The organism is Pseudomonas nitroreducens TX1 (assembly GCF_000313755.1).
GTDB lineage: Bacteria > Pseudomonadota > Gammaproteobacteria > Pseudomonadales > Pseudomonadaceae > Pseudomonas > Pseudomonas nitroreducens_A.
Genome location: NZ_AMZB01000120.1, coordinates 18,072 through 44,088, shown reverse-complemented (window position 1 = coordinate 44,088; position 26,017 = coordinate 18,072). Strand labels below are relative to the sequence as shown.

Sequence of the window (26,017 nt, the reverse complement as noted above, 5' to 3'; positions counted from 1 at the left end):
CCAGGCTCAGCGCAGCTCGGTGAAGGCCAGCTTGATCCCCAGCCCCACCAGCACCACGCCCATCATCCGGTCGAACCAATGGCCCATGCGCGCAAAGCCGGCGCGCACGCGCTGCTGGCTGAACAAAAGCGCCACCAGGCAGAACCAGGTGGCCGTGGCGCAGGCCAGGTACACGCCATAACCGGCCTGCACCGCCAGCGGCGTGTGCGGGTTGATCACCACGGTAAACAGCGAGAGGAAGAACAGCGTGGCCTTGGGGTTCAGGCCATTGGTGACGAAGCCGGCGACATAGGCGCCCCGCGCAGTGCGAGCGACGGGCGCGGCGAGGGACTGAGCCGCTGCCGGCTCGGCAGGACGCGCCCGCAGAGCCTTGAAGCCGATGTACAGCAGGTAGGCCGCCGCCAGCCACTTCAGCGCGTTGAACAGCACGATGGACTGCGACACGATCAGGCCGATGCCCAGCAGCGAGTAGGTCACGTGCAGGAAGATCGCACTGCCCACGCCCAGCGCCGTCCAGGTGCCGGCGCGCCGACCGTGGGTCACGCTCTCGCGCACCACCACGGCGAAGTCCGGACCGGGGCTGGCCACCGCCAGCAGGTGGATGAATGCCACGGTGAGAAATTCCGTCCAGTACATCGCGCCTCCGCAGACCCATCGAAAAACGGTTAGGCTGACCACCTTACGTCAGACCGATTCACCGCAAAAGGTACCGCTGCACATGAACAGCCCCCGCGCCGTCTTCCTCGACCACGCCTCCCTCGACCTCGGCGACCTCGACCTCGCGCCGCTGCGCGCAGAGTTCGGCGAACTGGTCCTGCACGGGCGCAGCGATGCGGAGCAGGTGGCCGAGCGGCTCGAAGGCGCCCAGGTGGCCATCAGCAACAAGGTGCGCATCGACGCCGCCGTGCTGGAGCGCTGCCCGGAACTGAAACTGATCCTGGTCGCCGCCACCGGTACCAACAACATCGACCTCGTCGCCGCCCGCCGTCACGGCGTGACGGTCAGCAACTGCCAGGGCTATGGCACCCCGTCGGTGGCCCAACACACCCTGATGTTGCTGCTCGCCCTGGCCACCCGACTGCCCGACTACCAGGCAGCGGTGCGCGCCGGGCGCTGGCAGCAGGCGCCGCAATTCTGCCTGCTGGACTTCCCCATCATCGAACTGGAAGGCAAGACCCTCGGTCTGCTCGGCCACGGAGAGCTGGGCGGCGCAGTGGCGAAGCTCGCCGAAGCCTTCGGCATGCGCGTGCTGCTCGGCGCCCTGCCCGGCCGCCCGCCGCGCACCGACCGCCTGGCGCTGGACGAGCTGCTGCCGCAGGTCGACGCCCTCACCCTGCATTGCCCGCTCACCGATGCCACGCGCAACCTGATCGGCCAGCGTGAACTGGACCTGATGAAGCCTGGCGCCTTCCTGATCAACACCGCCCGCGGCGGCCTGGTGGACGAGCAGGCGCTGGCCGACACCCTGCGCCGGGGCCATCTGGGCGGTGCTGCCTTCGACGTGCTCAGCGTGGAGCCACCCAGGGACGGCAACCCGTTGCTGGCTGGCGACATCCCGCGTTTCATCCTCACCCCGCACAGCGCCTGGGGCAGCCGCGAGGCCCGGCAGCGCATCGTCGGTCAGTTGAGCGAGAACGCCGCCAGCTTCTTCGCCGGCGAGCCGCGCCGGGTGGTGGCGGCATGAGCCTGCATCTGGTCTGCGGCGACGGCGCCGCCGATGCCCTGCGCCGGGCGGCCGAGGCAGGGGTGCTGACCGAGAAGAAGATCCGCGTGTTGCCGGACGACCTCGCGGTCGGCCCTCTGAACGAGGTAGACGTCCCGCCCTGCCAGCAGCGCGCTGCGTTCTGGCACAAGCTGGGCGGCGAAGTCCTGCAGGAGCGGGCGATCGCCAGCGAACTGGCCAGCGACGCGACCTGGCTGCGCAGCCCGGACGCCGCCTCCGTCACGCTCTGGCACGGCGACAGTGCCAGCGAGCAGTTGCTGCTACGCCGCGTCTGTGCGTTGCTGCCCGCCAGCGTCAGCCTGCGCAGCGTCGGTGCCGGCAGCGGCCAATGCCGCAGCGAAGACCGCCACGCCATCGCCATGCTCAAACCCGTCGAACTGGCCAACGCCCTGGCCGCCAGCCACGAACTGGACGCCTCAGAGCGCCAGCATCTGGCCGCGGACTGGCAGCGCGCCCTGGCGGAAAACGCCGAGCTGCGCCTGTGGCTGGATGGCCAGCTGAGCGGGGCCGGCTACGCCCACATCGACCGTATCCTGCTGGACAGCGCCAGCGAGGCCTGGCGCCCGGTGCAATCGTTGATCGGCCCGACCATGGCGTACGTCGACGGGCTGTTCGTCAGCGACCTGCTGGCCGCCTGGCGCCTGCGCGAACAGGTCGCGGCCGGCGCGCTGGAGCTGCGTGGCGACGACTTCTGGACGAACTCCGAGGTGCGGCTCGCCTAGGCTCTGCCGCGGCAGCCCTGCTAAACTCGCGCCCTTTTTTGCCAGGAGGCCGCATGTCCAACGCCCCTACCAGTGAAGTGCTGCTGCGCCAGATCGAGCGCTTCCAGGGCCGCGTCCTGCTCGCCGGCCTGCCCGCCGACGCCCTGCTCGGCGATCTGCCGCAAGCCCAGGGCTGGAGCTGGCACGCCGGCGAAGCCCGGCAGTTGGAAGGTCGTTATCCCGGCCGCTGCCACTTCGGCGCCACGCCTCCCGCGGGCCGGTTCGATGCCGCCGTGCTGTTCCTGCCCAAGTCCCGCGAGCTGGCCGATTACCTGCTCGCCGCGCTGGCCAGCTGCGTGCCGGACGGCGAGCTGTACCTGGTCGGCGAAAAGCGCGCCGGCGTCGAACGCGCCAGCAAGCAGCTCGGTGAATTCGGCCGCGCCAGCAAACTGGACAGCGCCCGCCACTGCCAGCTGTGGCACACGCGCATCGACGGCGCACCGGCAGCGCCTGACCTGCATGCCCTCGCGCAACGCTACGAGCTGCCATTGGCCGACGGCCCGCTGCAGGTCGTTACCCTTCCCGGCGTATTCAGCCATGGCCGCCTGGACCGCGGCAGCGCGCTGCTGCTGGAGCACCTGGACCAGCTGCCAGCCGGCCACGTACTGGACTTCGGCTGCGGCGCCGGGGTGCTCGGCGCCACGCTCAAGCGACGTTATCCACAAAGCCGCCTGACCCTGCTGGATGTCGACGCCTTCGCCATCGAGAGCAGCCGCCTGACCCTCGCCGCCAACGGCCTGGACGGCGAAGTGATCGCCGGCGACGGCATCGATGCCGCGCCGCAGGATCTCGCCGCCATCGTCAGCAACCCGCCCTTCCACCAGGGCGTGCACACCAGCTACGCCGCCACGGAGCACCTGCTGCGCCAGTCGGCCCGGCATCTGGCCAGCGGCGGCGAACTGCGCCTGGTGGCCAACAGCTTCCTGAAATACCCGCCGCTGATCGAACAGCACCTGGGTCCCTGCCGCACCCTGGCCGAGGCCGACGGCTTCCGTATCTACAGCGCCCGGCGCTGATCCAAGGCTCGCACTACACTCCACGCAGCCCACTGGATCGGCGCATCGCCGCTCGCCCTGAACTATCGAGGACACCTGTGAACCGAAGAATTAGAGATGACGTCGAACTGACTTTCGCCATGGGGCCAAAGGAGAAGCCGCATCATCTCAAGCGCTCCCTCAAGCCGCGCCACCTGAACATGATCGCCATCGGCGGTTCCATCGGCACCGGTCTGTTCGTCGCCTCCGGCAGCACCATCGCCACCGCCGGCCCTGGCGGCGCGCTGCTGGCCTATGCGCTGATCGGCCTGATGGTGTTCTTCCTCATGACCAGCCTCGGCGAGCTGGCGGCGTACATTCCCGATTCCGGCTCTTTCTGTACCTATGGCAGCCGTTTCATCGACGATGGCTTCGGTTTCGCCATGGGCTGGAACTACTGGTACAACTGGGCGGTGACCATCGCCGCCGAATTGGTGGCCGCGCAGTTGGTGATGAAGTTCTGGTTCCCCGACGTGCCCGGCATCTACTGGAGCGTGGTGTTCCTGGGCATCATGTTCATGCTCAACTACTTCTCGGTGAAGGGTTTTGGCGAGAGCGAATTCTGGTTCGCGCTGATCAAGGTGGTGGCCGTGGTAGTCTTCATCGGCATTGGCCTGGCCAGCATCATCGGCATCATGCACGGCGTCGACAGCCCCGGCTTCAGCAACTTCACCACAGGGGATGCGCCCTTCGTCGGCGGCCTGCAGGCGATGATCGGGGTGGCGATGATCGCCGGCTTCTCCTTCCAGGGCACCGAGCTGATCGGCGTCGCCGCGGGCGAATCGGAGAACCCGCAAAAATCCATTCCCATCGCCATCCGCCAGGTGTTCTGGCGAATCCTGATGTTCTACATCCTGTCGATCTTCGTCATCGGCATGCTGATCCCCTACACCGATCCGAATCTGCTCAAGACCGACAGCACCGACATCAGCACCTCGCCCTTCACCCTGCTGTTCGAGCGCGCGGGCCTGGCTGCCGCTGCCGGCGTAATGAACGCGGTGATCCTCTCGGCGATTCTCTCGGCCGGCAACTCGGGCATGTACGCCTCGACCCGGATGCTCTACACCATGGCCACCCAGGGCAAGGCGCCGCGCCTGTTCACCCAGGTGTCCGAAAGCGGCGTGCCGCGCTATGCGCTCTACGCCACCACGCTGATCGGCGCGCTGTGCTTCCTTACCAGCTTCATCGGCGACAAGACCGTCTACACCTGGCTGCTCAACGCCTCGGGCATGTGCGGCTTCATCGTCTGGCTGGGTATCGCCGTGTCGCACTACCGCTTCCGCAAAGGCTTCGTGCTGCAGGGCGGCAATCTCAATGACCTGCCCTACCGCGCCAAGTGGTTCCCCTTCGGCCCGCTGTTCGCCTTCTGCCTCTGCCTGGTCATCACCCTGGGGCAGAACTACCAGGCCTTCGTCGGCGAGCACGTGGACTGGGCCGGCCTCGTTGCCACCTACATCACCATCCCGCTGTTCCTGGCGATCTGGCTGGGCTACCGCTTCAAGAACGGCACCCGCTTCATCCGCTACGAGGACATGGACATCCGCCCCGCCCGCGATTGAACTGCCGCGCAGGCTTGCCCAAGTCCTGCGACTTGGGCAGAATGCGCCCCGTCCTAGGGGAGTAGTCTCCCGCGAGCGCCCTGCTCGCCCGGTACGCGTCAACACACTTGGTCCACAGACCATGGCGCGTACGATCCAGGCCTGCAGCGTTCAGGCCGGGGTTTGACAAGACCTATGACACGAGCAACCTGACCCGGGGCGGGCAGGTGGCGCGTGTCATGGTGATTAGTCGACCCGCCCCTTAGGAAGCCTGATGGAATCCCTCTTCGTCCCCACCCTGATCGTTGCCCTCGCGGAAATCGGCGACAAGACGCAACTGCTCGCGCTCGTTCTCGCCGCGCGTTTCCGCAAGCCCTGGCCGATCATCGCCGGGATAATCGCCGCCACTCTGGCCAACCATTTCGCCGCCGGCGCCGTGGGCAGCTGGGTCGCCTCGTTCTTCTCGGAAAGCACGCTGAGCTGGGTACTGGCCGTGTGCTTCCTGGCAGTCGCCGGCTGGACGCTGGTTCCGGACAAACTGGACGACGACGAAGAAGGCTCGCTGAAGAAGTTCGGCCCCTTCCTCACCACGCTGATTGCCTTCTTCCTCGCCGAGATGGGCGACAAGACCCAGGTCGCCACCGTGATGCTGGCCGCGCAGTACCCGCATTTCTGGCTGGTGGTCATCGGCACCACCCTGGGCATGCTGATCGCCAACGTGCCGGTGGTACTGGCAGGCAACTTCGCCGCCGAGCGCCTGCCGCTGAACCTGATCCGTCGCCTGGCCGCCGCCGCCTTCGCCATCCTCGGCCTGGCCGCGATCTACCATGCGCTGAAGCTCTCCGGGGTGTTCTGACCGACAGCTTTTCGCGAGGAGGCCGGCGCGCCGGCCAATGCCTGTGTATCGCCCGCGATACACAGTGGCGCCTGAGCCTTCCACGACAAAGGACGTCGCCATGCCGGAAAAAGACCTGAAGCGAATCGCCCGCCACCACATCGACCTCGCCTGGAACAAGGGGCACCTGGCGCTGGTGGAGCAGTTGCACAGCCCGGACTTCATCTACAAGAGTGCCTTCACCGCACAGCCGCTGGACAATGCCGGCTACCGGACGCTGGTGGAGGAAATCCGCAGTGGCATGGAGGACCTGGAAGTGGCAGTGGAAGAATGCATCCGCGAGGGCAACAAGGTCTTCACCTGGAGCACCCTGATGGGCAGCATCGCCCGCCCAGTGCTGGGGTATCCGGTCAGCGACCGCATCGTCAGCATCTCGGCCATGGGCTTCTGGGTGTTCAACAGCCAAGATCAGGTGCAGGAGTTGTGCACGCTGTTCGACATGGAGAGCTTCCGCGCGCAGATGGGGCTGCCCAATCGGCCCTTCGCCGAGAAGGCACTGCCCTGACAATGAAAAAACCCGGCCATGAGCCGGGCTTTTTTGTTCCTCGTTACCAATGCTGCTCTTGTAGGAGCGAGCGTGCTCGCGAACAGGCACCGCTCGGGGTTGTGCAGTTCGCGAGCAAGCTCGCTCCTAAAGGGCCCCTAGCCTTGGCTCAGAGGTAATCGTTGGCGTGGAACCAGGAAATGGCCCGCTCCAGCGTGTCCTCCAGCGGCACATGGGACTCGAAACCCAGTTCCTCCCGTGCCTTGCGACCGTCGAGGAACTGCCCGCCAGCCATGACTTCGATGGCGGTGTCGTCCAGCAACGGCATCTTGCCGGTCAGGCGATAGCGCCAGCGGCCCAGTGTCGCCAGCGCGCGGGCACGGTGCAACGGCATCGGGGTCGGCGCGGGCTTACCCAGTAGCTTGGCGATGGTCGCGGTCAACGCGCCCATCTCGATGTTATGCCCGGTGAGCAGGTAACGCTCCCCCACCCGGCCGCGCTCGAGCGCCGTCAACAGACCGCGCCCGGCCTCAGAAGCATCGATGACGTTCCGCCGGCCTGGTACGTAATGCAGCATCTCGTCGCGGCCGATGGCGGTGATCAGGCGCCCGGTAGTCGGGCCGATGTCCAGCTCGCCCAGGACCATGCCGGGAATCCCGATGACCACCGGCAGGCCGCCGCGGGCCTGCTCGCGAGCCTGCTCGTCCAGCGCCCATTTGCACATGACGTAGGCACTCTTGCCGGTGGGCAGCCCTTCATAGAACAGCCCCTCGTGCCCCGGCAGCCCTTGCGGATGCGAGGGCATGGCGAAGGCCGAGCCGACGTAGAGGATGCGCGGCACTTTCGCCTGCAGGCAGGCGGCGTAGAAATGGTTGGTCAAGTCCAGCGCGCTGGCGACCTCCTCCTGCCAGCGACGCGGGCGCACCGGATAGTAACCGGCGCTGAAGATCACTGCGTCCAGCCCACTGAGTGCACGGGCCATGCCCTGGTGGTCGAAAAGCTCGGCCACCCGGCACTCTGGCTCCAGGTAGGCCAGGCGCTGGATCTGCGACGAGGGTCGGTGGATCAGCACCAACTGGTGGCCGGCCGCCTTGATCGCGCGGGCGGCATGGTGGCCCAGGAGCCCGGTGGCTCCAAGTACAGCGATTTTCACGGGTGCTCCCTGTTCACTGGATCGGGCAGCGCAACCTTACGCCACCCTTGGCCGTTCGAGAGAATCACGAACCACTGCTTAACGGGTCTTGGCCTGCTCGTAGAGCGGCATGACCTTGGGGATGGCGGCCTGCAGGTTGGCCATCCGCGTGCTGTCCGCCGGGTGCGTGCTGAGGATTTCCGGCGGTGCATCGCCGCTCGATGCCTGGCCCATTTTCTGCCAGAGGGTCATCGCGGCGTTGGGGTTATAGCCGGCTCGCGCCGCCAATTCCAGGCCTATCAGGTCAGCCTCGTTCTCGTTCTGCCGGCTGTTGGGCAGGGTCAGGCTGTACTCGACCACCTGATGGGCCAGGTCCACGCTGTTCTGCCCCAACCCCAGCAAGGCGCCACCGATGCCCAGGCCCATCTGCTCGGCATAGGCTCGGGACATGGCCTCGCGGCCGTGCTCACGCAGGGCGTGGGCGATCTCGTGGCCCATCACCGCGGCCAGCTCATCGTCAGTGAGTTTGAGCTGATCGATCAGCCCGGTGTAGACGATGATCTTGCCGCCCGGACCGCAGTTGGCGTTGAGCTCGTCGCTCTTGATCACATTGACTTCCCATTGCCAGGACGGCGCGTCGGAGCGGAAGGCGCCGGTCTGCGGAATCAGCCGCGCGGCAATGGCCTTCACGCGCTTGGCGTCGCTGCTGCTGGCATCCAGCTTGCCGGCCTTGGAGGCCTCGCCGAGGGTCTGCTGGTAGGACTGCGCGTACATCTGGTCGACCTGTGCGCTGGACAGCATGCTGAACATGGTCTGTTTGCGCTCGACGCCGACGACGCCACCGCTGGTGGTGTTCACCTGCTGGCAGGCGGTCAGCATCAGCGCGGCGGCCAGGCCGGCGATACGGAAAACTCTGGGCATGTTGCTCTCCCGAAACAATGCAATCTCCCACGGACAGCGCGCATGGTAGGCCCACCCCCGATGCCCGGCAACTGGCAGAAAACAGCCGGCACAGCAGTGACTTAGGAAACCGGACCGGCTCGGCGGATGGAGCCATGGATCGCTCGTCGTGGCGGACTCGATGGAGGTGTTTCCCCCTGCGAGATAAGCGCAGATGACACCCTCCACCCCTATCCAAGTACCGGTATCGGATGCTCATCGCGGCCAGATAATTTCATTTTGACATCACATGCTAGACCTCCCGGCCAGCGCCGACAATCCTGCGACAGACGGCGAACGGTCGCGTTACAACCCATTACAACGGCCCCCTAAGGAAAACACCTGGACCTGCCGATACAGATAGACACGCAGACCTCTGGCGCATTCCGGGTACCCGTATGAAATTCAAGTCGATCCAGTTTTCCGTGGTGGCGCTGGCCGGTGCCAGCGTTCTGACAGTGGTCGCGGCGCTGGTGCTTTACGCCCTTTTCGCCGGATCGCGCACTCAGGCGCTGGTGCAGGAGCGCACCCAGGCGCTGCTTGAACAGGTCATCAACGAACGCCTGGTGGCCCTGGCTCGTGGCCAGGTCGCGCAGATCCAGCGCGAACTGGAATACCCCCTCACGGTTGCCCGCGACCTGGCCAACACCAACGCCCTGCTGGATGAGACCGACGCCAATGGCCAGCCGCTGCTGGGCATCGGCCGCGCCGGAATGTCCAACCTGCTGCGCCAGACCGTGGCGCAGAACCCCAAGCTGCTCGACGCCTTCGCCGGCTGGGAACCCAACGCCTTCGCCGGGAACGACAGCCAGTACTCGGGCCTGCCAGGCTACGACGCCAGCGGGCGATTCATGCCCTGGTGGTACCGCAAGGACGGCGGCCTGACCGTGGAAGCCATGGGCGACACCCTGGAAAGCCAGAAGATGCAGCCCACCGGCGTGCGCGAAGGCGAGTACTACCTGTGCCCGAAAGAGAAGCACCAGCCCTGCATCATCGACCCGGCCCCCTACGAGATGGCAGGCAAGATGGTGCTGATGTCCTCGTTCAACGCGCCGATCATGGTCAAGGGCCAATTCAAGGGCACCGTCGGCGTGGACCTGTCGCTGGACTTTATCCAGGACCTGCTCAAGACCGCCGACAGCCAGCTCTACGACGGCGCCGGCGAGATGGCGCTGATCTCCACCAACGGCCGCCTGGTCGCCTACACCAAGGACCCGGCCAAGCTCGGCGAAGCGGCGAGCAGCGTGCTCGACACCAATGAGGTGGCCAACCTGGCCAAGCTGACCCTCGACCAGCCACTGACGTCGGTGGACAAGGAGCACGGCCATATCGAGCTGTTCCTGCCCTTCACCATCGCCGACTCCGGCGCGCGCTGGACGCTCATGCTGCAACTGCCACAGGAAGCCGTGCTGGGTGACCTGAACCAGCTGCAGAGCGACCTGAAAACCCAGCGCGACAGCGACACCCTGGGCATGACCCTGGTGGGCCTGCTGATCGCCGCCATCGGCCTCGCCGTGATCTGGCTGGTCGGCCACGGCATCGCGCGTCCGCTGCGCCAACTGGTCGGCATGCTCGACGACATCGCCCAGGGCGAAGGCGACCTGACCCGCCGCCTCTCCACCGACCGCGCCGACGAACTGGGCTCCATCGCCAAGGGCTTCAACACCTTCCTCGGCAAGCTGCAGGGCATGATCGGCCAGGTAGTGACCTCGGTACAGCATGTCAGCGATTCCTCCGAGCACACCGCCGACATCGCCATCCGCACCAACCAGGGTGTGCAGAAGCAGCTGGCGGAGATCGAGCTGGTGGCCACCGCCGTCCACGAGATGACCGCTACCGCCCAGGACGTGGCGCGCAACGCCACCCACGCGGCCGAGGCAGCCAACCATGCCGACCAGGCCGCGCACCACGGCAAGCGCATCGTCGAAAGCAGCTCGGCGGCGATCCAGGCGCTGGCCAGCGAGATCGGCCGCGCCGTGGGCGTGGTGCAGTCGCTGGCCCGTGACAGCGAGAACATCAATGCGATTCTGGTGGCCATCCGCGGCATCGCCGAGCAGACCAACCTGCTGGCGCTCAACGCCGCCATCGAAGCCGCCCGCGCTGGCGAGCAGGGCCGCGGCTTCGCGGTGGTCGCCGACGAAGTGCGCAACCTGGCGCAGAAGACCCAACAGGCCACCCAGGAAATCCAGTCGATGATCCAACAGTTGCAGAACGGTACCCGCGAGGTGGTGCAGGTGATGCAGCAGAGCCAGGACAAGACCGAGGACAGCGTGCGTCATGCCGGCGAAGCGGCCCAGGCGCTGGAGTCGATCACCCAGGCGGTGTCGGTGATCAACGACATGAACACTCAGATCGCCAGTGCAGCCGAGGAACAGAGCGCGGTGGCCGAGGACATCAACCGCAACGTCACTAACATCGGCATGGTCGCCAACCAGGTGGCCGGCGGCGCCGACGAGGCCTCCCAGGCCAGCGCCGAGCTGACCAAGCTGGCCGAGCAGCAGCGCAGGCTGGTGAATCAGTTCAAGGTGTAAGCAACAACGGCAGGATGCCTCTTGCCCCTGTAGGAGCGAGCTTGCTCGCGAACCTTCCCCCAGCAGCAGGAGGTTCCCTCTCCCCCGCCCTCTCCCTGAAGGGAGAGGGGGCTGTACGTGCCGGCTGAAGACTCGGGATCATCCGGCACCGTTCTATCCCACTCGCCCTGAAAAGGAGAGGGAGCATTCCAGCCGGCTGACGCCAGGGTTTCATCCTGCGCCGAACGATCCCCTCTCCCTTCAGGGAGAGGGTTAGGGAGAGGGCAAACCCAGGCTCGGAGCGTCAGGCAGATTTCACGCCGGCGTCAGGCACTCCGGCCCGTTGCAGGTCGGATCATTGATGAAGTTCGCCAACGCCTGCTCGCGCAGGCGTGCCTGGGGCAACTGCAGCAGCTCCAGCAAGCGCGCCGTTGGCGTCTCTTGCGAGAGCCACTGCGCCTGCTCGGCCGCATCGAGGATCAAGGGCCGGCGCAGGTCGCCCGCCGCCTGGGTGAGCATCGCCACGCTGTAATAAATGTGGCCTTCCACCGGATATGCCTCCCACACCCCCGCAAAGCAGATCAGCCCGCCACCGGAAACCCAGTGCGGCCGCTTGCGCACACCGCCCCACTCGTAGAAGCCGTTGGCCGGCAGCAGGCAGCGGCGCTGGGCGAAGGCGTCGCGGAACATCGGCTGTTCGGCGATGGTTTCGGCACGGGCGTGGGCCGGTGTGCGCGACAGGTCCTTGAGCCAGGCCGGCGTCAGGCCCCAGCGGGCGAGGTCGGCATGGCGCGCTCCGTTCTCCTCGCGCAGCACCAGCACACGGGCGCCAGGCGCGACATTCCACTGCGGCTGCAGGTCGGCGGGGAAGCCGGCGTTTTCGGCAAGCTCGCGGTTCCAGCGGAACAGGGCGTAGCGGCTCGTCATGGGAACTCGATAAGCGACATCAGCAAAGCAGGACGCCGGGACCGCCTTCATGATCGTCGGCACAGCCCGGCAGGGGTTGCGCGGCATTGTACGCGGCGATCAGTTCGCGCGCCTGCTCCGCCACCTCGTCCTCCACCCACAAGTGCAGCAGGCCCATGCCCGGCAGCTCGCCGATGCCGCCGACCAGGTGGCGCCCGCCCAGGTGCGACGAAATGCCCTCGTTGGCCAGCATGCCGCCCAGCAGTTCGGCCTCGATCAGGTCGGCAGGTGAGTAGATTCGCTGCATCAATCGTCCTCGCGCTGGACTTCCAGGGACCATTCCACCCCATCGGTGTGGAGCTGGAACAGGATCGGCCGGCAACACACCGGGCAATCTTCATAGTAGCTCTGGTCGCCTCCGGAGAGGTCGAGCACGGCCTCGGCCGGCTCTCCGCAATAGGGACAGGAATAGGCCTGACTTTCGAGCATCGCTGGTTCCCCCGTGACTTCCGTTTATAATCGCGCGGTCTTTTTGGGTGCCCGCCCGGCCGGCGAGCCGGCGGCATACCCGTCCGGGCCGTCTATTTCGCGGCCCGTCCCGTGATACCCCTGGAATTCAATAGAGAGCATGATGGGCGAGTTCGAAGCCATCCGACCGTACAACGACACCGAAGTGCCGGCTGTCCTGCAGCGCCTGCTGAGCGACGACGCCTTCCTCGGCGCGCTGGCGCGTTACCGTTTTCCGCGTCTGTCCGGTCCGTTCGGCTGGCTGCTCAGACCTCTTATAGCCCATCGGCTGGCCCGCGAGGTCACCGGCATCCGCAGCGTCGTCGCGCTGCAGGACAAATTCGAGCCCTACGTCGACCGGACCATCGAGCACGCCACAGACGGCGTCACCTATTCAGGCGTCGAGCGCCTGCAATCCGGCCGCGCGTACCTGTTCATCGCCAACCACCGCGACATCGTGATGGACCCGGCCTTCTGCAACTACGCGATCTACCACGCCAAGCTGCCGACGCCGCGCATCGCCATCGGCGACAACCTGCTGCAGAAGCCCTTCGTCAGCGACCTGATGCGCCTGAACAAGAGCTTCATCGTGCACCGCTCGATCAGCGGCCGCCGCGAGAAGCTGGCGGCGTACCAGAACCTCTCGGCCTATATCAATCATTCGATCTGCCAGGACGGCCAATCGATCTGGATCGCCCAGGCCGAAGGACGGGCCAAGGACGGTGACGACCGCACGGATTCGGCGATCCTCAAGATGTTCCACATGAGCCGCAAGGACGAGCCTTTCGCCGAGGTGATCCGCCAACTGCACCTGATCCCGGTGTCCATCAGCTACGAATACGACCCCTGCGATGCCGCCAAGGCCCGCGAGCTGTTCACCCGCGCGACCACCGGCGAGTACAGGAAGGCACCGGGCGAGGACGATCGCAGCATCGTCCAGGGCATCACCGGCTACAAGGGCCGTGTGCACATCAACTTTGGCGAGGAGATCACCGGCGACTTCGCCGATGCCAAGCAGCTCGCCGCCGAGCTGGACCGGCAGATCCTCGGCAATTACCGGTTGTTCCCGGTGCACTACCTCGCGTACGAGGCCTCCGACCTGCGCGACGCCGCACTGAACGTGCCGCGCGCCGAGACCCTGTTCAAGGCCGAGGAACTGCAGCGCGCACGCACCGAATGGGAGCGCCGCCTGGGCGAATGCCCCAGCGAGCAGCGCGGCCACCTGATCCTGCAGTACGCCAACCCGGTGCTGAACCAGTACCGGCTCAAGCAGCCGGCATGAAAAAAGGCGCCCTCGGGCGCCTTTTTCGATTTTCCGTCCTGGCTCAGAGCTGGGTGCTGTACCAGCTTACCGTCACGGCCAGCGCCATGCAGGCGAAGCCGAAACGGTAGAAGAAGCGGTTCATCCGCGCGGTCGGCTCAAGGCTGTCCAGCGGCACCGGCGCGACCTCGCTCTCGGCGGCCAGGCGCGCGAGGGCCAGGCGCTCGCGGCGCCGTGTCGCCAGCAGCAGCCAGCCTCCGGCCAGGGCGAAGAACAGGGCCAGGTCGTTCACGATACGACCGGGATGGGCCTGGAACAGACTCCAGAGCGCCTGCAGCGACATCACAACCTCCGCTTCAGAACTGCACGCCAACGACTTCGAAGCAAAGCGGGGTCAGTCTGGACGAACGGGCATGGCCCGTCATGGATGAGAAATAATCGACGCGCATTTTATCCGCTGGGTCGCCCTCGCAGCCAGCGCGCAACGCTTATTTACGACGAGCGTAAGAATTATCGAGAAATGGTCTAAGGCCTTTCCCGCGCCCTGGCACGGTGCTGGCTTCATCGAATTCTGCAAACCCGGACTTTCGCCAAGGAGATTCGCCATGCTCGATATCATCCCCCACGAAAATGCCTACCTGGTCGAACACCTCGAAGAAATCGAAGCCGTGGTCGTCGAACTGTCGTTCAACGTCCAGGACGACCATTGGCTGGTCTACACCCAGGCCTGCGGCCACGAACACCTGGACCTGCCGGAAACCGACGAGCGCATGCGTTCGTTCGAGGTCGACCCGTACCGCCAGGCCGCCTGATCGCCTCCACTCAGCGCCCATTAAAAAGCCCGCCTTCCGGCGGGCTTCTTCATTTCCCCTTCGCTCAGCGCTGGTTCAGCGTCTGGCCGATGGTCGGGTCCTTGAACACGCGGGTCAGCGCGTCGCTGAGCACTTCGCTCACCAGCTTGGTGTTGGTCGCCTGGTTGGGGGCCATGCCGAAGCGCTGGTTGGTCGAGGCGCCGTAGCGGCCGCTGTAGCGGCGGGTGCCGCTCTGCACGTCGGCGCGGAAAGTGGCGCCAATGTCGGCCTCGGTGACATACATGCCTTCCTTGGGCGACTGGTACTTCAGTTCGGCCAGGGTCAGGGTCAGTTGCGGCGCGTTGTAGGCGTTGGCCGACGGGGTGAAGCCCAGCAGGCGCACGGCGGTCTCAGCCTGCAGCTGCAGCTTGGGGATGACGTCTTCGCTGCGCACGGTCAGCTGGCTGGTTTCCGAATACAGGCCGCCACGGGTACCCAGCGCGGTGCTCGGACGACCGTCGACGACTTTCACCACCACCGGCTGGCCCTGGCCAACGGCGGCGACCGGGCCCTTGAACTCGGGCGTCGGATTGAGTTGTTGCGGGCTGAGGGCGCAGCCGGTCAAGGTCAGGCTGGCGGCAGCAATAAAGCCGAGCAACAGGCGAGGCAGCATGCTCATCTCTCCATGGGGTAAGCGATGGCCGGCAGTATACCGGCGGGCAGCGCGGTCAGATAGCGCTTGGCCATTGGACGCGGAACCCGTTCTCAGGGTTCCCTCACTGCGCGTCGATAAGCCGCCTTGCCCCCTGTGCGGAGCAGACGTAGCAGGAGGGTTACACATGGCCAATCAAGGGGTACACACTAGGAAAAAAGTCTAAGGTACAGAGCTTTTTTTTGTGTTTCGCCGTTATAATCGCCCCCCGATTATAAGGACGCCTCCTGGTCGGGCCCCGCACGATGCCGACACACCGTGTCTCGCCTCTGCCACCCCTCAAAGAGAGTCGCCACTCGCCTCGGTCACTGGCCGTCGCGCTTTGTACGTTCGTTGCGCAGAACTTGGCAAGGATGCAGCCGCCCCCTCCGCACGGAGACCGGACCGGCCCGCGACGACGATCCCCTTTGAGCTTCACGCCTCCAAAAGAGCGTGATCGAAGGTTTTTCACTACTTCACGAGAGTGTGGCGAGCAATGAAGAGTTTTGCGTTGGTAGCACCATTGACGTCTGACCCCGCAGCACTGAATCGCTTTTTCGGCACCGGAAGCCGCGCGTAAGCGCCACTTTCGCATGCACTTGCGGATGAACTGTTCCGCCATGGACTGCCGAGAAGGAGCGCATTTCCCTCCTCTGCCCACGGCCCGCGACATCCGCGAAAGGTCCTTTGCGACCTGAGAAGAATTCGGACAGGCAATTTTTACGCACCTGAGCGAAAGCCCCCTGTCACAACTGGCTGCTGATAGTTTTGGAGACGCGTTAATGGCGCAGAACGAAATCGAATCGATGGACGTGCTGCTGGTCGGCGCCGGCATCATGAGCGCAACCCTGGCTGTCCTGCTCAAGGAAGTCGATCCGGGCGTGAAGCTCGAGATCGTCGAACTGCAGGAGTCCGGAGCCATCGAGAGTTCCAACCCGTGGAACAACGCCGGCACCGGTCACGCCGGCCTCTGCGAGCTGAACTACACACCGCAGGCGGCCGACGGCTCGATCGACATCAAGAAGGCGGTGAACATCAACGCCCAGTTCGAAGTGTCCAAGCAGTTCTGGGCCTACCTGACCGGGAAGGACGCCTTCGGCGCACCGCGCAACTTCATCAACCCCGTTCCGCACATGAGCTTCGTGCGTGGCAAGGACATTCCCTTCCTGAAGAAGCGCTTCGAGCTGCTCAGCCAGCACCACGCCTTCTCCTCGATGGAATACACCGAGGACCGCGCGAAGATCGCCGACTGGGCCCCGCTGACCATGCCCGGTCGTCCGGCCGACGAGCAGGTCGCGATGACCCGTGTGGAAAGCGGCACCGACGTCAACTTCGGCGCCCTGACCAACCAGCTGCTGGGCTACCTCTCCAGCCGCGAAGGCAGCGAAGTCCGTTACTTCCAGAAGGTCGTGGGCCTCGAACGCTCCGGCGACGGCTGGCTGGTGGACATCAAGAACACCCAGACCGGCGATGCGCGCAAGGTCAAGGCGAAGTTTGTCTTCCTCGGCGCCGGCGGCGGCGCACTGCCGCTGCTGCAGATGTCCGGCATCCCGGAAAGCAAAGGCTTCGGCGGCTTCCCGGTGAGCGGCCAGTGGCTGCGCTGCGACAACCCGGAAGTGGTCAAGCAGCACCAGGCCAAGGTCTACAGCCAGGCCGAAGTGGGCGCCCCGCCGATGTCCGTGCCGCACCTGGACACCCGCGTGGTCGAGGGCAAGACCTCGCTGCTGTTCGGCCCCTACGCCGGCTTCTCCACCAAATTCCTGCGCCACGGTTCCTTCCTCGACCTGCCGCTCTCGGTGCGCACCAGCAACCTGCTGCCGATGCTCGCCGTGGCCCGCGACAACATGGACCTCACCCGCTACCTGGTGAAAGAAGTCATGCAGTCCATGGACCAGCGCATCGAAGCCCTGCGCAAGTTCTACCCGGAGCTGAACCCGGCCGACTGGCGCCTCGAAACCGCCGGCCAGCGTGTGCAGATCATCAAGAAAGACCCGAAGAAAGGCGGCATCCTGCAGTTCGGTACCGAACTGGTGGCGGCCCAGGACGGCAGCATCGCCGCCCTGCTCGGCGCATCGCCGGGTGCCTCGGTCACCGTCTCGATCATGCTGGGCCTGCTGGAGCGCTGCTTCCCCGAGCGCTACAAATCGGCCGAGTGGACCGCGAAGCTCAAGGAGATCTTCCCGGCCCGCGAGAAGCAGCTGGAAACCGACGCCGCGACCTATCGCGAAGTCAACCAGATGACCGCCGACCGTCTGCAGATCGTCGCCGCGTCCTGAGTGCTGCACCCATGAAAAGGCCCGCCATCCGGCGGGCTTTTTCGTTTCCGCGTTCGGCGCGGCTCAGTGACAGCTGACCATCCAGCCAACGCCGAAGCGGTCGGTGAGCATGCCGAAGCGCTGCGCCCAGAAGGTCTTTTCCAGCGGCATATCCACCCGTCCCTCCTCCGCCAATGCGGCAAACGCCTGCTCCGCCGCCACCACGCTGCGCAACGTCAGGTGCAGAGAGAAACCATTGAAAGCGGCGTTATGCTCGCCGCGGCCATCGGACAGGAAGATTTCCGTCTCGCCGATCTGCAGGCTGGCGTGCATCACCTTGTCCAGCCAGCCATCGGGTACCGGTGCGGGGCCCGGCGCTTCCTCAAAGCGCATCAGCGCGCCCAGCTGAGCCCCCACCGCGTGTTGGTAGAAGGCAATGGCCTCATCGGCGCGACCATGGAAAAACAGATAGGGCTGTACGTGCACGGCTTCGTCCTCGCCTTGTCGTTATCGTTGTGAGGAGAAGTCTAGGCGGGGAATCAGGGATAGGGGCGCGAAGCGCGGACCGTAGGAGCGGACCTTGTCCGCGAAATCCCGACCGGTGCGCCCTGAACGACCCGGCGTGAATCGGACCAATTCGCGGACAAGGTCCGCTCCTACGGGACTGGAGCCAGCCACTCAGCAGAAACGAAAAAGCCCGCACAAGGCGGGCTCTTCAGCGCATTGATGCGATCAGCCGCGGGCTGCCTTGATCACTTCGATGTAGGGCTCGGCCTGGCGCTGATCCTGGATCAGGGCGATGAAATCCTGGCCCTGGGCATCCTTGGCGGACAGGTCGTAGCCGGCTTCGACAAAGAAACCGACGAAGCGCTCGAAGTCGTCGATGCGCAGGCCGCGGTAGGCCTTGACCAGCTTGTGCAGGGACGCCGGGGTGTCGTCGGCCGGTTCCACGTCGAGGAACAGCTTGATGGCGTCGTCGTTGATCTCTTCGCCAATCACCTGCTTCTTGTCTTTACGCATCGCTCGCTTCTCTCTACGGCTGTCTCGGGAATCGCGGCCGGCAGCGGCTCAGGCCGGGCACCACGGGTCGGGCAGTTTACCCCCGCGCCGGGCGCGGCTCAACGCGCACGCACCGCGCCGGTGTGCAGGTCGGCCCAGATATGGCCGTTGCCGTAGGTGAGGAACTGCACGTAGACGGTGCCGTTGCGCAACAGGTCGAGCAACGGTGGATAAGCCGCCTGCGGGTAGTACAGGCTGAGCACGCGGGTCTTCTCGTCGTAGACCGGCTTCTTCAGGCTCTTGCCCTCACCGTCGAAGCTGATCACCACCTGGCTGATCTGCGCCCCCTTGTTCAGCGGCTTGCCCTTGAGGCGCAGCAGCGCGGGCGTAGTGATCGGAATGGGCTGCTGGTTGGATTGGCGCTGGTTCCCCAGCACCACACTGTATTCGGTGACCTGCAGCAGTTGCTGCTGCTCTGGCTCGCCCTGGCGCAGGCCGGCGTCGTCCGGCGGCAGGAACTGGCTGTGCATCGGTGCGGCACCAGCCTCTGCAGCAACACCGAGCGGAAGGCAGAACAACAGCGCCAGCAAGGCGCCGGGTATGCGAACGGACATCATCACCTCCGCGGGACAGGGCCGGGCACTCTAGCACGCACCCGAAGCGCCACGACAGGCGCTCATGGCAAGCTGGGCGATACATTGATAGCCTTCAAAGCAACACCCCCAATACATCGCCATTCACGAATCGAAAGCCGCCATGCTGCACAACGTCTCCGACCTCGACCTGCGCCTGCTGCGCATCTTCGCCTGCGTGGTGCGCTGCGGGGGATTCTCCGCCGCACAGGGCGAACTGGGCATGGGCCAGTCGACCATCAGCACGCACATCGCCAGCCTGGAGACGCGCCTGGGCTATCGCCTGTGCGAACGCGGCAAGAGCGGCTTTCGACTGACCGAGAAAGGCGAGCGGGTGCTGGACTACGCGCAGAACCTGTTCGCCGCGCTGGGCGACTTCCGCGACCAGGTGCAATCCCTCGCCGGGCGACTGGTCGGCGAACTGCACCTGGGCCTGGCCGACAATATCGCCACCCTCCCCGACGCACGCATCCACCAGACCCTGGCGCGCTTCAACCGCCGCGACCAGGACGTGCGTCTGCATTTCCTCATCGAATCCTCCAGCGAACTGGAACGCCTGGTACTCAGCTGCCGCCTGCACCTGGCCATTGCCTGCTTCAGCCGGCGCCTGCCGAACCTGCGCTACGAGCCGCTGTACCACGAGCGGGTAGCGGTGTTCTGCGGGCGCGAGCATCCGTTGTTCGACAAGCCAGTGAAGGACGCGGGAGAGCTGGAAAGCTGCGACTGGATCCAGCATGGCTATGCGATCGCCGACGTGCAGTTGCCGGCCGACCCGCAACGCAGCACGGCCTTCGCCCAGCACATGGAAGCCGTGCTCCATGCGGTGCGCGCCGGAACCCACCTGGGCTACCTGCCGACCCATTACGCCGAACGCTGGGTGCAGCAGGGCGAGATGCGCGCGCTGCTGCCGGACAGCCTCGGCTACGGCATCACCCACAGCCTGGTGGTGCGCGACGAGCCGGGGCACAACGAAGCGCTCCAGGCGCTGGTCGAAGACCTGCGCCTGGAGCACGGGGTGTCACCGGTCAGCGCGGCGCGGTGATGTGCTTGATGTCGAAGAACGCCGACAGCCCCCACGGGCCCAGCTCGCGGCCGATGCCGCTGCGCTTGCCGCCGCCCCAGGAGGTCTGCGGGAAGACCACTTGCGGCGAGTTCAGCCAGACGTTGCCAGCCTCCAGGCACTCGGCCACACGCTGGGCGCGCTCGAGATCGGCGCTGCACACGGTGGCGGCCAGGGCGAAATCGCTGTCGTTGGCCTGGCGCAGGGCATCGGCTTCATCACTGAAAGTGCGCACGCACAGCACCGGGCCAAAGATTTCCTCGCGCCACAGGCGGCTGTCCGCCGGTACGTCGGTGTACACGGTCGGCTGGATGAACCAGCCCTCGGTCGCTTCGCCGCCAGTCAGGCAGGCCAGGCCTTCGTCGCGGGCGACCGCGAAGTAGTCGAGCACCTTGCGGTACTGCGCTTCGCTGGTCATCGGCCCCATGTCGGTCTCGCCCAGCAGCGAATCGCCGACGCGCAGGCCTTCCACCGCCTCCTTCAGCTTCGCCAGCAGCGGCTCGGCGATGGATTGCTGCACCAGCAGGCGCGAGGTGGCGGAGCACATCTGCCCGGCGTTCCAGTAGACGCCGGCGATGATCCACTGCACGGCTTCGTCCAGGTCGCAGTCCTCGAATACCAGGATCGGCGACTTGCCGCCCAGCTCCAGGCCCACCGGCAGGGTGCGCGCTGCAGCGGCTTCCATGACCTTGCGGCCAACCACGTTGCTGCCGGTGAAGGACAGCTTGGCGATGCCCGGATGGCTGCACAGGGCAGCACCGGCATCGGCCAGGCCCGGCACCAGGTTCAGCACGCCGGCCGGCAGGCCGATGGCGTCGGCGATCTCGCCCAGCACCAGCTCGATCAGCGGGGTGATTTCCGAGGGCTTGAGCACCACGGTACAGCCCGCCGCCAGTGCCGGCGCGACTTTCCAGGCGCTGGTCACCAGCGGGAAGTTCCACGGCACGATCAGGCCGACCACGCCGATGGGCTCGAAGCGGGTCTGCGAACGGTAGCCGGCGTCCGGCAGGGCGACTTCGGCGTTCTGCCGGGCGTCCAGCTGGTCGGCCAGTTCGGCGTAGTAGGCGAAGGTGGCAATGGCGTCGCCGATGTCGATCTCGGCTTCCAGGCGCGGCTTGCCGCTGGCCTGCATCTGCAGGGTGATCAGCGCTTCACGGCGAGCATCGAGCTGCTCGGCGAAGGCGCGCAGGTAGCCGGCGCGTTGGGCGGCGCTGGTCAGTTTCCAATCGGCGAAGGCGCGCTTGGCGGCAGCGACGGCGCGCTCTACATCGGACACACCGGCGCAGGCGACTTCCGGCAGCGCCTCACGGGTGGCGGGAGCGATCGGGCGCAGGACGGCGCCGCTGTCGGCGGCCTGCCATTGGCCATCGATATAAAGAAGACGGGACATGCGAACCTCGTGCGGCTATCAGTGAGGATCGCAGGATAGGTGGGGCATGCATTTGAAAAAATGCTCGCTTGCCCATGCATACATCGATTCAGATAGATGCATCAGGGATCTGTAACAGCGAGCGTGCTCGCGAACCGCTTCGCGCCAGACATTCCCATCGGCGCCGGGATGTTCGCGAGCAAGCTCGCTCCTACGAAAAGCCGAAGAGCCTGTTCAGGCGGGGAAGTGGGAGCGCATCCAGGCCAGGTACTCGGCAGCGCCCGGCTCGCCCTCGCGCGGCGCCCACTGGCCGCGCTCGTCCTCGCCCAGCGGCACGAAGGGGCCAGCCTTGGCCTCGAACATCACGCTGTCCGGCTCCAGCGCGACGATGGCGTGGAAGGTGCCGGGCGGCAGGTCGGCGCCGACGCATTCGCCGCCCGCGCGCAGGACGCGGGTGGTCAGCAGTTCACCACTGTCGGAGAAGATCAGCAGCCCCAGCGCGCCCTTCACCACCAGCAGGCTTTCGGCCTTGTCCGGGTGGCGGTGGCAGTGCGGCGGGATGTAGCTGTCCGGCTGCAGTGCATTGAGCAGGCGATGGCAGGGCTCGGTCTGCTCATGGAAGTTGTGGTTCTGCCGGCGCCGGGGGCTGGCGGCGGCACGGGCTGCGACCTCGTCGAACAGCACGCTGTCGAGAAAACGCGGCCCGCTCATCGTCACAGGCCTTTGACGGCGAAGATGCCGGCAGCGTTGCGCCAGTAACCCTTGTAGTCCATGCCGTAACCGAAGATGTAGCGGTCGATGCAGGACAGGCCCACGTAGTCGGCCTTCAGGTCCGGACGGGCCTTGCGGTCGTGATCTTTGTCGATCAGCACGGCGGTGTGCACGCGCTTGGCGCCGGCGTGCTTGCAGAAATCCATGATCGCCGAGAGGGTGTGCCCTTCGTCGAGGATGTCGTCGATGATCAGCACTTCGCGGTCGATGAAGGAGATTTCCGGCTTGGCCTTCCAGAACAGCTCGCCACCGGTGGTCTCGTTGCGGTAACGGGTCGCATGCAGGTAGGAGGCTTCCAGCGGGAAATTCAGCAGGGGCAGCAGCTTGCCGGAGAAGATCAGGCCGCCGTTCATCACGCAGAACACCACCGGATTGGTGTCGGCCAGGGAGCCGTTGATGGCCTCGGCCACACGGGCGATGGCGGCCTCTACCTCGGCGTTGGTGTACAGGCAGTCGGCTTCGGCCATGACTTGGCGGATGTGCGCGAGATCGACGGACATGGGGTTCTCCCGTGAAAAAGTGCGCAAAGGTACCTATCGGCGTGCCGTGGAGCAAGGGTCAGCGGACGAATGTCGCCGACAATCGTGGCCCAAGATAGCTAGGATGCATTACGCTACCGCAATTTTTTTGCCAGCCCCGCCCGGAGAACCCGTCCATGCCCGTCCTCGAGATCCGCCATCCCCTGATCCGCCACAAGATCGGACTGATGCGCCGTCACGATATCAGTACCAAGAATTTCCGCGAGCTGGCCCAGGAAGTAGGCGCCCTGCTCACCTACGAGGCGACCAAGGACCTGCCGCTGGAGAACTACGAGATCGAAGGCTGGGCCGGCCCCGTGCAGGTGGAGAAGATCGCCGGCAAGAAGATCACCGTGGTACCGATCCTGCGCGCCGGCATCGGCATGCTCGACGGCGTGCTCAGCCTGATTCCGGGCGCCAAGGTCAGCGCCGTCGGGGTCGCGCGCAACGAGGAAACCCTCGAAGCGCACACCTACCTGGAAAAACTCGCGCCGGACATTGCCGAGCGCCGCTCGCTGATCATCGACCCGATGCTGGCCACCGGCGGCTCCATGGTCGCCACCATCAACCTGCTCAAGAAAGCCGGCAGCAAGGACATCCGCGCGATGGTGCTGGTGGCCGCGCCCGAGGGCATCAAGGCAGTCAACGATGCGCATCCGGACGTGCTCATCCTGACCGCATCGATCGACCAGTGTCTGAACGAGAACGGCTACATCATGCCGGGCCTGGGCGATGCCGGTGACAAGATCTTCGGCACCAAGCAGAAGGAAACCTGATCGATGGCCGATGAATTCAACGAACCGCTGTGGCGCCAGGTCATTTCTGGCGCACAGATGCTCTTCGTGGCCTTCGGCGCGCTGGTGCTGATGCCGCTGATCACCGGCCTGGACCCGAACGTCGCGCTGTTCACCGCTGGCTTCGGCACCCTGATGTTCCAGATCGTCACCGGCCGCCAGGTGCCCGTGTTCCTGGCCTCCAGCTTCGCCTTCATCACCCCGATCATCCTCGCCAAGGGTCAGTTCGGCCTGGCCGCGACCATGGGCGGCGTGGTGGCCGCGGGTTTCGTCTACACCTTCCTGGGCCTGGCGGTGAAGGTCAAGGGCACCGGCTTCATCGACCGCCTGCTGCCGCCGGTGGTCATCGGCCCGGTGATCATCTCCATCGGCCTGGCCATGGCGCCTATCGCCGCCAACATGGCCATGGGCAAGGCCGGTGACGGCACCGAACTGATCCCCTACAAGACCGCCATGTTCATCTCCATGCCGGCCCTGCTGACCACCCTGATCGTCGCGGTGTTCGGCAAGGGCATGTTGCGCCTGGTGCCGATCATCGCCGGCGTGCTGGTGGGCTACGGCCTGTCCTTCGCCTACGGCGTGGTCGACGTGGCGAAGATCGTCGCCGCACCCTGGCTGGAGCTGCCGAAGTTCACCGCGCCGGAATTCAACTGGCAGGCCATCCTGTTCATCGTCCCGGTGGCGCTGGCTCCGGCCATCGAGCACATCGGCGGTGTCATCGCCGTGGGCGGCGTGACCGGCAAGAACTACCTGAAGACCCCGGGCCTGCACCGCACCCTGCTGGGCGACGGCATCGCCACCTCCGCCGCCGGCCTGTTCGGCGGCCCGCCGAACACCACCTACGCGGAAGTGACCGGCGCGGTGATGCTGACCAAGAACTACAACCCGAAGATCATGACCTGGGCGGCGGTGTTCGCCATCGGCCTGGCCTTCATCGGCAAGTTCGGCGCCATCCTGCAGAGCATTCCGGTACCGGTGATGGGCGGCATCCTCTGCCTGCTGTTCGGCACCATCGCCTCGGTGGGCATGAACACCCTGATCCGCCACAAGGTGGACCTGTCCCAGGCGCGCAACCTGTGCATCGTCTCGGTCACCCTGGTGTTCGGCATCGGCGGCGTGCTGATCGGCACCGGCACCGGCCCGGACGATTTCGGCCTCAAGGGCATCGCCCTGTGCGCCATTGTCGCCATCCTGCTGAACCTGATCCTTCCGGGCGAGGAAGGCTGGGAAAACAAGGCGCTGGAGCAAGGCGCCGGTGAGTCGCCCGCCGAGAAGCCCGCCGAGTGAGGCAGCGGCGCCGCCGCAAGGCGGCGCTTCTCCCACGGAAAGTTGGGCGAACGCCACATGCCGATCACGGTCCACTCAGCATGACAGTTCGATTCCGACCGGAGGCTCTGCCCATCCGCTTCGCCTCGCTCGTTCCGTTTTTACCCTCGCAGGTGCGCCCGTGAGCCGTGCCTGGTGGCTGTTGCTCGGCCTGATAGGCGCCTCGCTGATTCCGCTGGCGCTGGGCGGGCGCGAAATGCTGGCGCATGTCCTCGCCTTTCCCCGCGACCAGTTGCTGATCATGTTCGGCATGATCTGCCTGTGCTGGCTGATCAATGCTCAGAAGCTGCGGGTGCTGCTCAACGGCCGCGCAGGCGAGATCGGCAAGGCGCGCTCGGTGGGCATCATCATGGCCTCCGAGTTCGCCTTCTACGCCACCCCCGGCGGCACCGGCGGCCCGCTGACCCTGATGGCCCTGCTGGCACGCCACGGCATGCGCCCGGCACACAGCAGCGCGATCTTCGCGGTGGACCAGTTGAGCGATCTGCTGTTCTTCCTCTGCGCGCTGGCGGCGGTGCTGGTCTGGGCGCTGTCCCACAGCGTCAGCCCGAACCTGGAGACCTCGCTGATCACCAGCGGCGTGCTGCTGGGCGGAATCTTCTTCGGCGTGGTGCTGCTGGCGCGCTTCCAGCGCCGGGTGATCAAGGCCAACGGCCGATTGTTCAAGCGCCTGGGGATGAAGCCACGCACGCGCCTGCACTGGGCGCGCAAGGCCCTGCACTTCCGCGACACCCTGGTGAGCTGCCTGCTCCAGCCCAAGCGCCGGCTGCTGCTGATCTTCTTCTTTACCTGCTGCCACTGGATCCTGCGCTTCTCGGTGCTCTATATCACCTTGAAAGCACTGGGCGTGGACCTGCACTGGGCCTGGGCTTTCCTGATCCAGTTGCTGTCACTGGCGGCGGGCCTGGCGACGCTGCTGCCCGGGGGCGCTGGTGGTACGGAGTTGACCAGCGCCGCGCTGCTCGCCCCGCTGGTGGGCAAGTCCACGGCGGCCGCGGCCATCCTGATCTGGCGCGTGGTGACCTACTACTTCTACCTGGTGATGGGCGCGCCGGTGTTCGCCCTGATGGCGGGCCGGCCCCTGCTGCGCAAGCTGATCGGGATGCGCGAACGCGCCTGAG

Annotated in this window: 28 protein-coding genes and 1 riboswitch; of the genes, 14 read left to right on the top strand and 14 right to left on the bottom strand. The window is 65.8% G+C overall.

Annotated features, from left to right (window positions below):
* Positions 1-6: 6 nt before the first annotated feature.
* Positions 7-636 (bottom strand): LysE family translocator, encoded by a 630-nt coding sequence (locus C167_RS0118290; RefSeq protein WP_017519742.1) that lies wholly within the window; start codon positions 634-636, stop codon positions 7-9.
* Positions 637-718: 82 nt separating this feature from the next.
* Between C167_RS0118290 and C167_RS0118285 the strand changes: the two genes are divergently transcribed.
* The 6 genes from C167_RS0118285 (at position 719) to C167_RS0118260 (ending at position 6,456) form a co-directional block, all read left to right on the top strand.
* Entirely contained in the window at positions 719-1,684 is a 966-nt protein-coding gene (locus C167_RS0118285; protein WP_017519741.1) for a 2-hydroxyacid dehydrogenase, read from the top strand.
* Entirely contained in the window at positions 1,681-2,445 is a 765-nt protein-coding gene (locus C167_RS0118280) for a DUF1835 domain-containing protein (protein ID WP_017519740.1), read from the top strand. The genes C167_RS0118285 and C167_RS0118280 overlap by 4 nt, the downstream gene beginning before the upstream one ends.
* A 53-nt stretch (positions 2,446-2,498) precedes the next feature.
* Positions 2,499-3,500, top strand: a complete 1,002-nt coding sequence (locus C167_RS0118275) for a class I SAM-dependent methyltransferase (protein WP_017519739.1) — start codon at positions 2,499-2,501, stop codon at positions 3,498-3,500.
* A 119-nt stretch (positions 3,501-3,619) separates the two neighbouring features.
* Positions 3,620-5,077 carry an amino acid permease gene (locus C167_RS0118270; protein WP_017519738.1) on the top strand — a complete coding sequence of 486 codons (1,458 nt, stop codon included), beginning with the start codon at positions 3,620-3,622 and terminating at the stop codon, positions 5,075-5,077.
* Positions 5,078-5,121: 44 nt separating this feature from the next.
* Positions 5,122-5,324, top strand: a riboswitch (yybP-ykoY riboswitch).
* A gap of 6 nt (positions 5,325-5,330) precedes the next feature.
* Positions 5,331-5,912, top strand: coding sequence for a TMEM165/GDT1 family protein (locus C167_RS0118265; RefSeq protein ID WP_017519737.1), 582 nt, complete (start codon positions 5,331-5,333; stop codon positions 5,910-5,912).
* A 100-nt stretch (positions 5,913-6,012) separates the two neighbouring features.
* Positions 6,013-6,456 carry a ketosteroid isomerase-related protein gene (locus C167_RS0118260; RefSeq protein WP_017519736.1) on the top strand — a complete coding sequence of 148 codons (444 nt, stop codon included), beginning with the start codon at positions 6,013-6,015 and terminating at the stop codon, positions 6,454-6,456.
* A gap of 148 nt (positions 6,457-6,604) precedes the next feature.
* On the opposite strand, the gene C167_RS0118255 is transcribed toward C167_RS0118260, so the two are convergent.
* Both C167_RS0118255 and C167_RS0118250 read right to left on the bottom strand, forming a co-directional pair.
* Positions 6,605-7,588, bottom strand: a complete 984-nt coding sequence (locus tag C167_RS0118255) for an NAD-dependent epimerase/dehydratase family protein (protein ID WP_017519735.1) — start codon at positions 7,586-7,588, stop codon at positions 6,605-6,607.
* A gap of 78 nt (positions 7,589-7,666) precedes the next feature.
* Entirely contained in the window at positions 7,667-8,488 is an 822-nt protein-coding gene (locus C167_RS0118250) for a M48 family metallopeptidase (protein WP_017519734.1), read from the bottom strand.
* 416 nt (positions 8,489-8,904) lie between these two features.
* On the opposite strand from C167_RS0118250, the gene C167_RS0118245 reads away from it, so the two are divergent.
* Complete coding sequence (locus tag C167_RS0118245) at positions 8,905-11,037, top strand: methyl-accepting chemotaxis protein (RefSeq protein WP_017519733.1); 2,133 nt, start codon at positions 8,905-8,907, stop codon at positions 11,035-11,037.
* A gap of 294 nt (positions 11,038-11,331) precedes the next feature.
* Here the strand turns inward: C167_RS0118245 and C167_RS0118240 are convergent, their stop codons facing one another.
* Genes C167_RS0118240 through C167_RS0118230 form a run of 3 tightly spaced genes read right to left on the bottom strand, consistent with a single transcriptional unit; the run spans position 11,332 to position 12,411 of the window.
* Positions 11,332-11,943 carry an SOS response-associated peptidase gene (locus C167_RS0118240; RefSeq protein ID WP_017519732.1) on the bottom strand — a complete coding sequence of 204 codons (612 nt, stop codon included), beginning with the start codon at positions 11,941-11,943 and terminating at the stop codon, positions 11,332-11,334.
* A 19-nt stretch (positions 11,944-11,962) separates the two neighbouring features.
* Positions 11,963-12,229, bottom strand: coding sequence for a putative signal transducing protein (locus C167_RS0118235; protein ID WP_017519731.1), 267 nt, complete (start codon positions 12,227-12,229; stop codon positions 11,963-11,965).
* Complete coding sequence (locus C167_RS0118230) at positions 12,229-12,411, bottom strand: CPXCG motif-containing cysteine-rich protein (protein WP_017519730.1); 183 nt, start codon at positions 12,409-12,411, stop codon at positions 12,229-12,231. Before C167_RS0118230 ends, C167_RS0118235 begins: the two co-directional genes overlap by 1 nt.
* A gap of 139 nt (positions 12,412-12,550) precedes the next feature.
* Here C167_RS0118230 and C167_RS0118225 point away from each other — a divergent pair, with 139 nt between their 5' ends.
* The gene (locus C167_RS0118225; protein WP_026079142.1) at positions 12,551-13,711 is read left to right on the top strand and encodes a 1-acyl-sn-glycerol-3-phosphate acyltransferase; all 1,161 of its coding nucleotides are present in this window, start codon (positions 12,551-12,553) and stop codon (positions 13,709-13,711) included.
* A gap of 43 nt (positions 13,712-13,754) precedes the next feature.
* Here C167_RS0118225 and C167_RS0118220 read toward each other — a convergent pair whose 3' ends face one another.
* Entirely contained in the window at positions 13,755-14,033 is a 279-nt protein-coding gene (locus tag C167_RS0118220) for a hypothetical protein (protein WP_017519728.1), read from the bottom strand.
* Between the two features lie 262 nt (positions 14,034-14,295).
* Here C167_RS0118220 and C167_RS0118215 point away from each other — a divergent pair, with 262 nt between their 5' ends.
* The gene (locus C167_RS0118215; RefSeq protein WP_017519727.1) at positions 14,296-14,502 is read left to right on the top strand and encodes a hypothetical protein; all 207 of its coding nucleotides are present in this window, start codon (positions 14,296-14,298) and stop codon (positions 14,500-14,502) included.
* 64 nt (positions 14,503-14,566) lie between these two features.
* Here the strand turns inward: C167_RS0118215 and C167_RS0118210 are convergent, their stop codons facing one another.
* The gene (locus tag C167_RS0118210; RefSeq protein WP_017519726.1) at positions 14,567-15,154 is read right to left on the bottom strand and encodes a YajG family lipoprotein; all 588 of its coding nucleotides are present in this window, start codon (positions 15,152-15,154) and stop codon (positions 14,567-14,569) included.
* A gap of 800 nt (positions 15,155-15,954) precedes the next feature.
* Between C167_RS0118210 and mqo the strand changes: the two genes are divergently transcribed.
* Complete coding sequence (gene mqo, locus C167_RS0118205) at positions 15,955-17,448, top strand: malate dehydrogenase (quinone) (protein WP_017519725.1); 1,494 nt, start codon at positions 15,955-15,957, stop codon at positions 17,446-17,448.
* A 63-nt stretch (positions 17,449-17,511) separates the two neighbouring features.
* On the opposite strand, the gene C167_RS0118200 is transcribed toward mqo, so the two are convergent.
* From C167_RS0118200 to C167_RS0118190, 3 genes are all read right to left on the bottom strand, one after another.
* Entirely contained in the window at positions 17,512-17,913 is a 402-nt protein-coding gene (locus tag C167_RS0118200; RefSeq protein ID WP_017519724.1) for a VOC family protein, read from the bottom strand.
* Between the two features lie 246 nt (positions 17,914-18,159).
* The gene (locus C167_RS0118195; RefSeq protein ID WP_017519723.1) at positions 18,160-18,447 is read right to left on the bottom strand and encodes a PA4642 family protein; all 288 of its coding nucleotides are present in this window, start codon (positions 18,445-18,447) and stop codon (positions 18,160-18,162) included.
* A 98-nt stretch (positions 18,448-18,545) separates the two neighbouring features.
* A complete protein-coding gene (locus tag C167_RS0118190; RefSeq protein WP_017519722.1) occupies positions 18,546-19,040 on the bottom strand; it encodes a hypothetical protein in 495 nt (164 codons plus the stop codon).
* Between the two features lie 142 nt (positions 19,041-19,182).
* On the opposite strand from C167_RS0118190, the gene C167_RS0118185 reads away from it, so the two are divergent.
* The gene (locus C167_RS0118185) at positions 19,183-20,100 is read left to right on the top strand and encodes a LysR family transcriptional regulator (RefSeq protein WP_017519721.1); all 918 of its coding nucleotides are present in this window, start codon (positions 19,183-19,185) and stop codon (positions 20,098-20,100) included.
* Here C167_RS0118185 and C167_RS0118180 read toward each other — a convergent pair.
* From C167_RS0118180 to C167_RS0118170, 3 genes are all read right to left on the bottom strand, one after another.
* On the bottom strand, positions 20,084-21,508 hold the full coding sequence (locus C167_RS0118180) for an aldehyde dehydrogenase family protein (RefSeq protein WP_017519720.1): 1,425 nt from the start codon (positions 21,506-21,508) through the stop codon (positions 20,084-20,086). The two genes, C167_RS0118185 and C167_RS0118180, sit on opposite strands and share 17 nt — an antisense overlap.
* Before the next feature lie 213 nt (positions 21,509-21,721).
* The gene (locus C167_RS0118175; protein WP_017519719.1) at positions 21,722-22,198 is read right to left on the bottom strand and encodes a WbuC family cupin fold metalloprotein; all 477 of its coding nucleotides are present in this window, start codon (positions 22,196-22,198) and stop codon (positions 21,722-21,724) included.
* A gap of 2 nt (positions 22,199-22,200) precedes the next feature.
* Positions 22,201-22,758 (bottom strand): hypoxanthine-guanine phosphoribosyltransferase, encoded by a 558-nt coding sequence (locus C167_RS0118170; protein ID WP_017519718.1) that lies wholly within the window; start codon positions 22,756-22,758, stop codon positions 22,201-22,203.
* 155 nt (positions 22,759-22,913) lie between these two features.
* On the opposite strand from C167_RS0118170, the gene upp reads away from it, so the two are divergent.
* From upp to C167_RS0118155, 3 genes are all read left to right on the top strand, one after another.
* Positions 22,914-23,552 (top strand): uracil phosphoribosyltransferase, encoded by a 639-nt coding sequence (upp, locus tag C167_RS0118165; RefSeq protein ID WP_017519717.1) that lies wholly within the window; start codon positions 22,914-22,916, stop codon positions 23,550-23,552.
* Between the two features lie 3 nt (positions 23,553-23,555).
* Positions 23,556-24,857 (top strand): uracil-xanthine permease family protein, encoded by a 1,302-nt coding sequence (locus C167_RS0118160; RefSeq protein WP_017519716.1) that lies wholly within the window; start codon positions 23,556-23,558, stop codon positions 24,855-24,857.
* A 160-nt stretch (positions 24,858-25,017) separates the two neighbouring features.
* Positions 25,018-26,016 (top strand): lysylphosphatidylglycerol synthase transmembrane domain-containing protein, encoded by a 999-nt coding sequence (locus C167_RS0118155; RefSeq protein ID WP_017519715.1) that lies wholly within the window; start codon positions 25,018-25,020, stop codon positions 26,014-26,016.
* Position 26,017 lies beyond the last annotated feature (1 nt).

Bases quoted from the DNA above. Each gene is read 5' to 3' on its own strand.
- C167_RS0118280 (WP_017519740.1), top strand. From the start codon at position 1,681: ATGAGCCTGCATCTGGTCTGCGGCGACGGCGCCGCCGATGCCCTGCGC.
- C167_RS0118245 (WP_017519733.1), top strand. From the start codon at position 8,905: ATGAAATTCAAGTCGATCCAGTTTTCCGTGGTGGCGCTGGCCGGTGCC.
- C167_RS0118270 (WP_017519738.1), top strand. From the start codon at position 3,620: ATGGGGCCAAAGGAGAAGCCGCATCATCTCAAGCGCTCCCTCAAGCCG.
- C167_RS0118185 (WP_017519721.1), top strand. From the start codon at position 19,183: ATGCTGCACAACGTCTCCGACCTCGACCTGCGCCTGCTGCGCATCTTC.
- C167_RS0118160 (WP_017519716.1), top strand. From the start codon at position 23,556: ATGGCCGATGAATTCAACGAACCGCTGTGGCGCCAGGTCATTTCTGGC.
- mqo (WP_017519725.1), top strand. From the start codon at position 15,955: ATGGCGCAGAACGAAATCGAATCGATGGACGTGCTGCTGGTCGGCGCC.
- C167_RS0118275 (WP_017519739.1), top strand. From the start codon at position 2,499: ATGTCCAACGCCCCTACCAGTGAAGTGCTGCTGCGCCAGATCGAGCGC.
- C167_RS0118225 (WP_026079142.1), top strand. From the start codon at position 12,551: ATGATGGGCGAGTTCGAAGCCATCCGACCGTACAACGACACCGAAGTG.
- C167_RS0118195 (WP_017519723.1), bottom strand. From the start codon at position 18,447: ATGCGTAAAGACAAGAAGCAGGTGATTGGCGAAGAGATCAACGACGAC.
- C167_RS0118220 (WP_017519728.1), bottom strand. From the start codon at position 14,033: ATGTCGCTGCAGGCGCTCTGGAGTCTGTTCCAGGCCCATCCCGGTCGT.
- C167_RS0118210 (WP_017519726.1), bottom strand. From the start codon at position 15,154: ATGCTGCCTCGCCTGTTGCTCGGCTTTATTGCTGCCGCCAGCCTGACC.
- C167_RS0118230 (WP_017519730.1), bottom strand. From the start codon at position 12,411: ATGCTCGAAAGTCAGGCCTATTCCTGTCCCTATTGCGGAGAGCCGGCC.
- C167_RS0118265 (WP_017519737.1), top strand. From the start codon at position 5,331: ATGGAATCCCTCTTCGTCCCCACCCTGATCGTTGCCCTCGCGGAAATC.
- C167_RS0118290 (WP_017519742.1), bottom strand. From the start codon at position 636: ATGTACTGGACGGAATTTCTCACCGTGGCATTCATCCACCTGCTGGCG.
- C167_RS0118175 (WP_017519719.1), bottom strand. From the start codon at position 22,198: ATGAGCGGGCCGCGTTTTCTCGACAGCGTGCTGTTCGACGAGGTCGCA.
- C167_RS0118215 (WP_017519727.1), top strand. From the start codon at position 14,296: ATGCTCGATATCATCCCCCACGAAAATGCCTACCTGGTCGAACACCTC.
- C167_RS0118170 (WP_017519718.1), bottom strand. From the start codon at position 22,758: ATGTCCGTCGATCTCGCGCACATCCGCCAAGTCATGGCCGAAGCCGAC.
- C167_RS0118235 (WP_017519731.1), bottom strand. From the start codon at position 12,229: ATGCAGCGAATCTACTCACCTGCCGACCTGATCGAGGCCGAACTGCTG.
- C167_RS0118180 (WP_017519720.1), bottom strand. From the start codon at position 21,508: ATGTCCCGTCTTCTTTATATCGATGGCCAATGGCAGGCCGCCGACAGC.
- C167_RS0118250 (WP_017519734.1), bottom strand. From the start codon at position 8,488: ATGCCCAGAGTTTTCCGTATCGCCGGCCTGGCCGCCGCGCTGATGCTG.
- C167_RS0118190 (WP_017519722.1), bottom strand. From the start codon at position 19,040: ATGTCCGTTCGCATACCCGGCGCCTTGCTGGCGCTGTTGTTCTGCCTT.
- C167_RS0118285 (WP_017519741.1), top strand. From the start codon at position 719: ATGAACAGCCCCCGCGCCGTCTTCCTCGACCACGCCTCCCTCGACCTC.
- C167_RS0118240 (WP_017519732.1), bottom strand. From the start codon at position 11,943: ATGACGAGCCGCTACGCCCTGTTCCGCTGGAACCGCGAGCTTGCCGAA.
- C167_RS0118260 (WP_017519736.1), top strand. From the start codon at position 6,013: ATGCCGGAAAAAGACCTGAAGCGAATCGCCCGCCACCACATCGACCTC.
- upp (WP_017519717.1), top strand. From the start codon at position 22,914: ATGCCCGTCCTCGAGATCCGCCATCCCCTGATCCGCCACAAGATCGGA.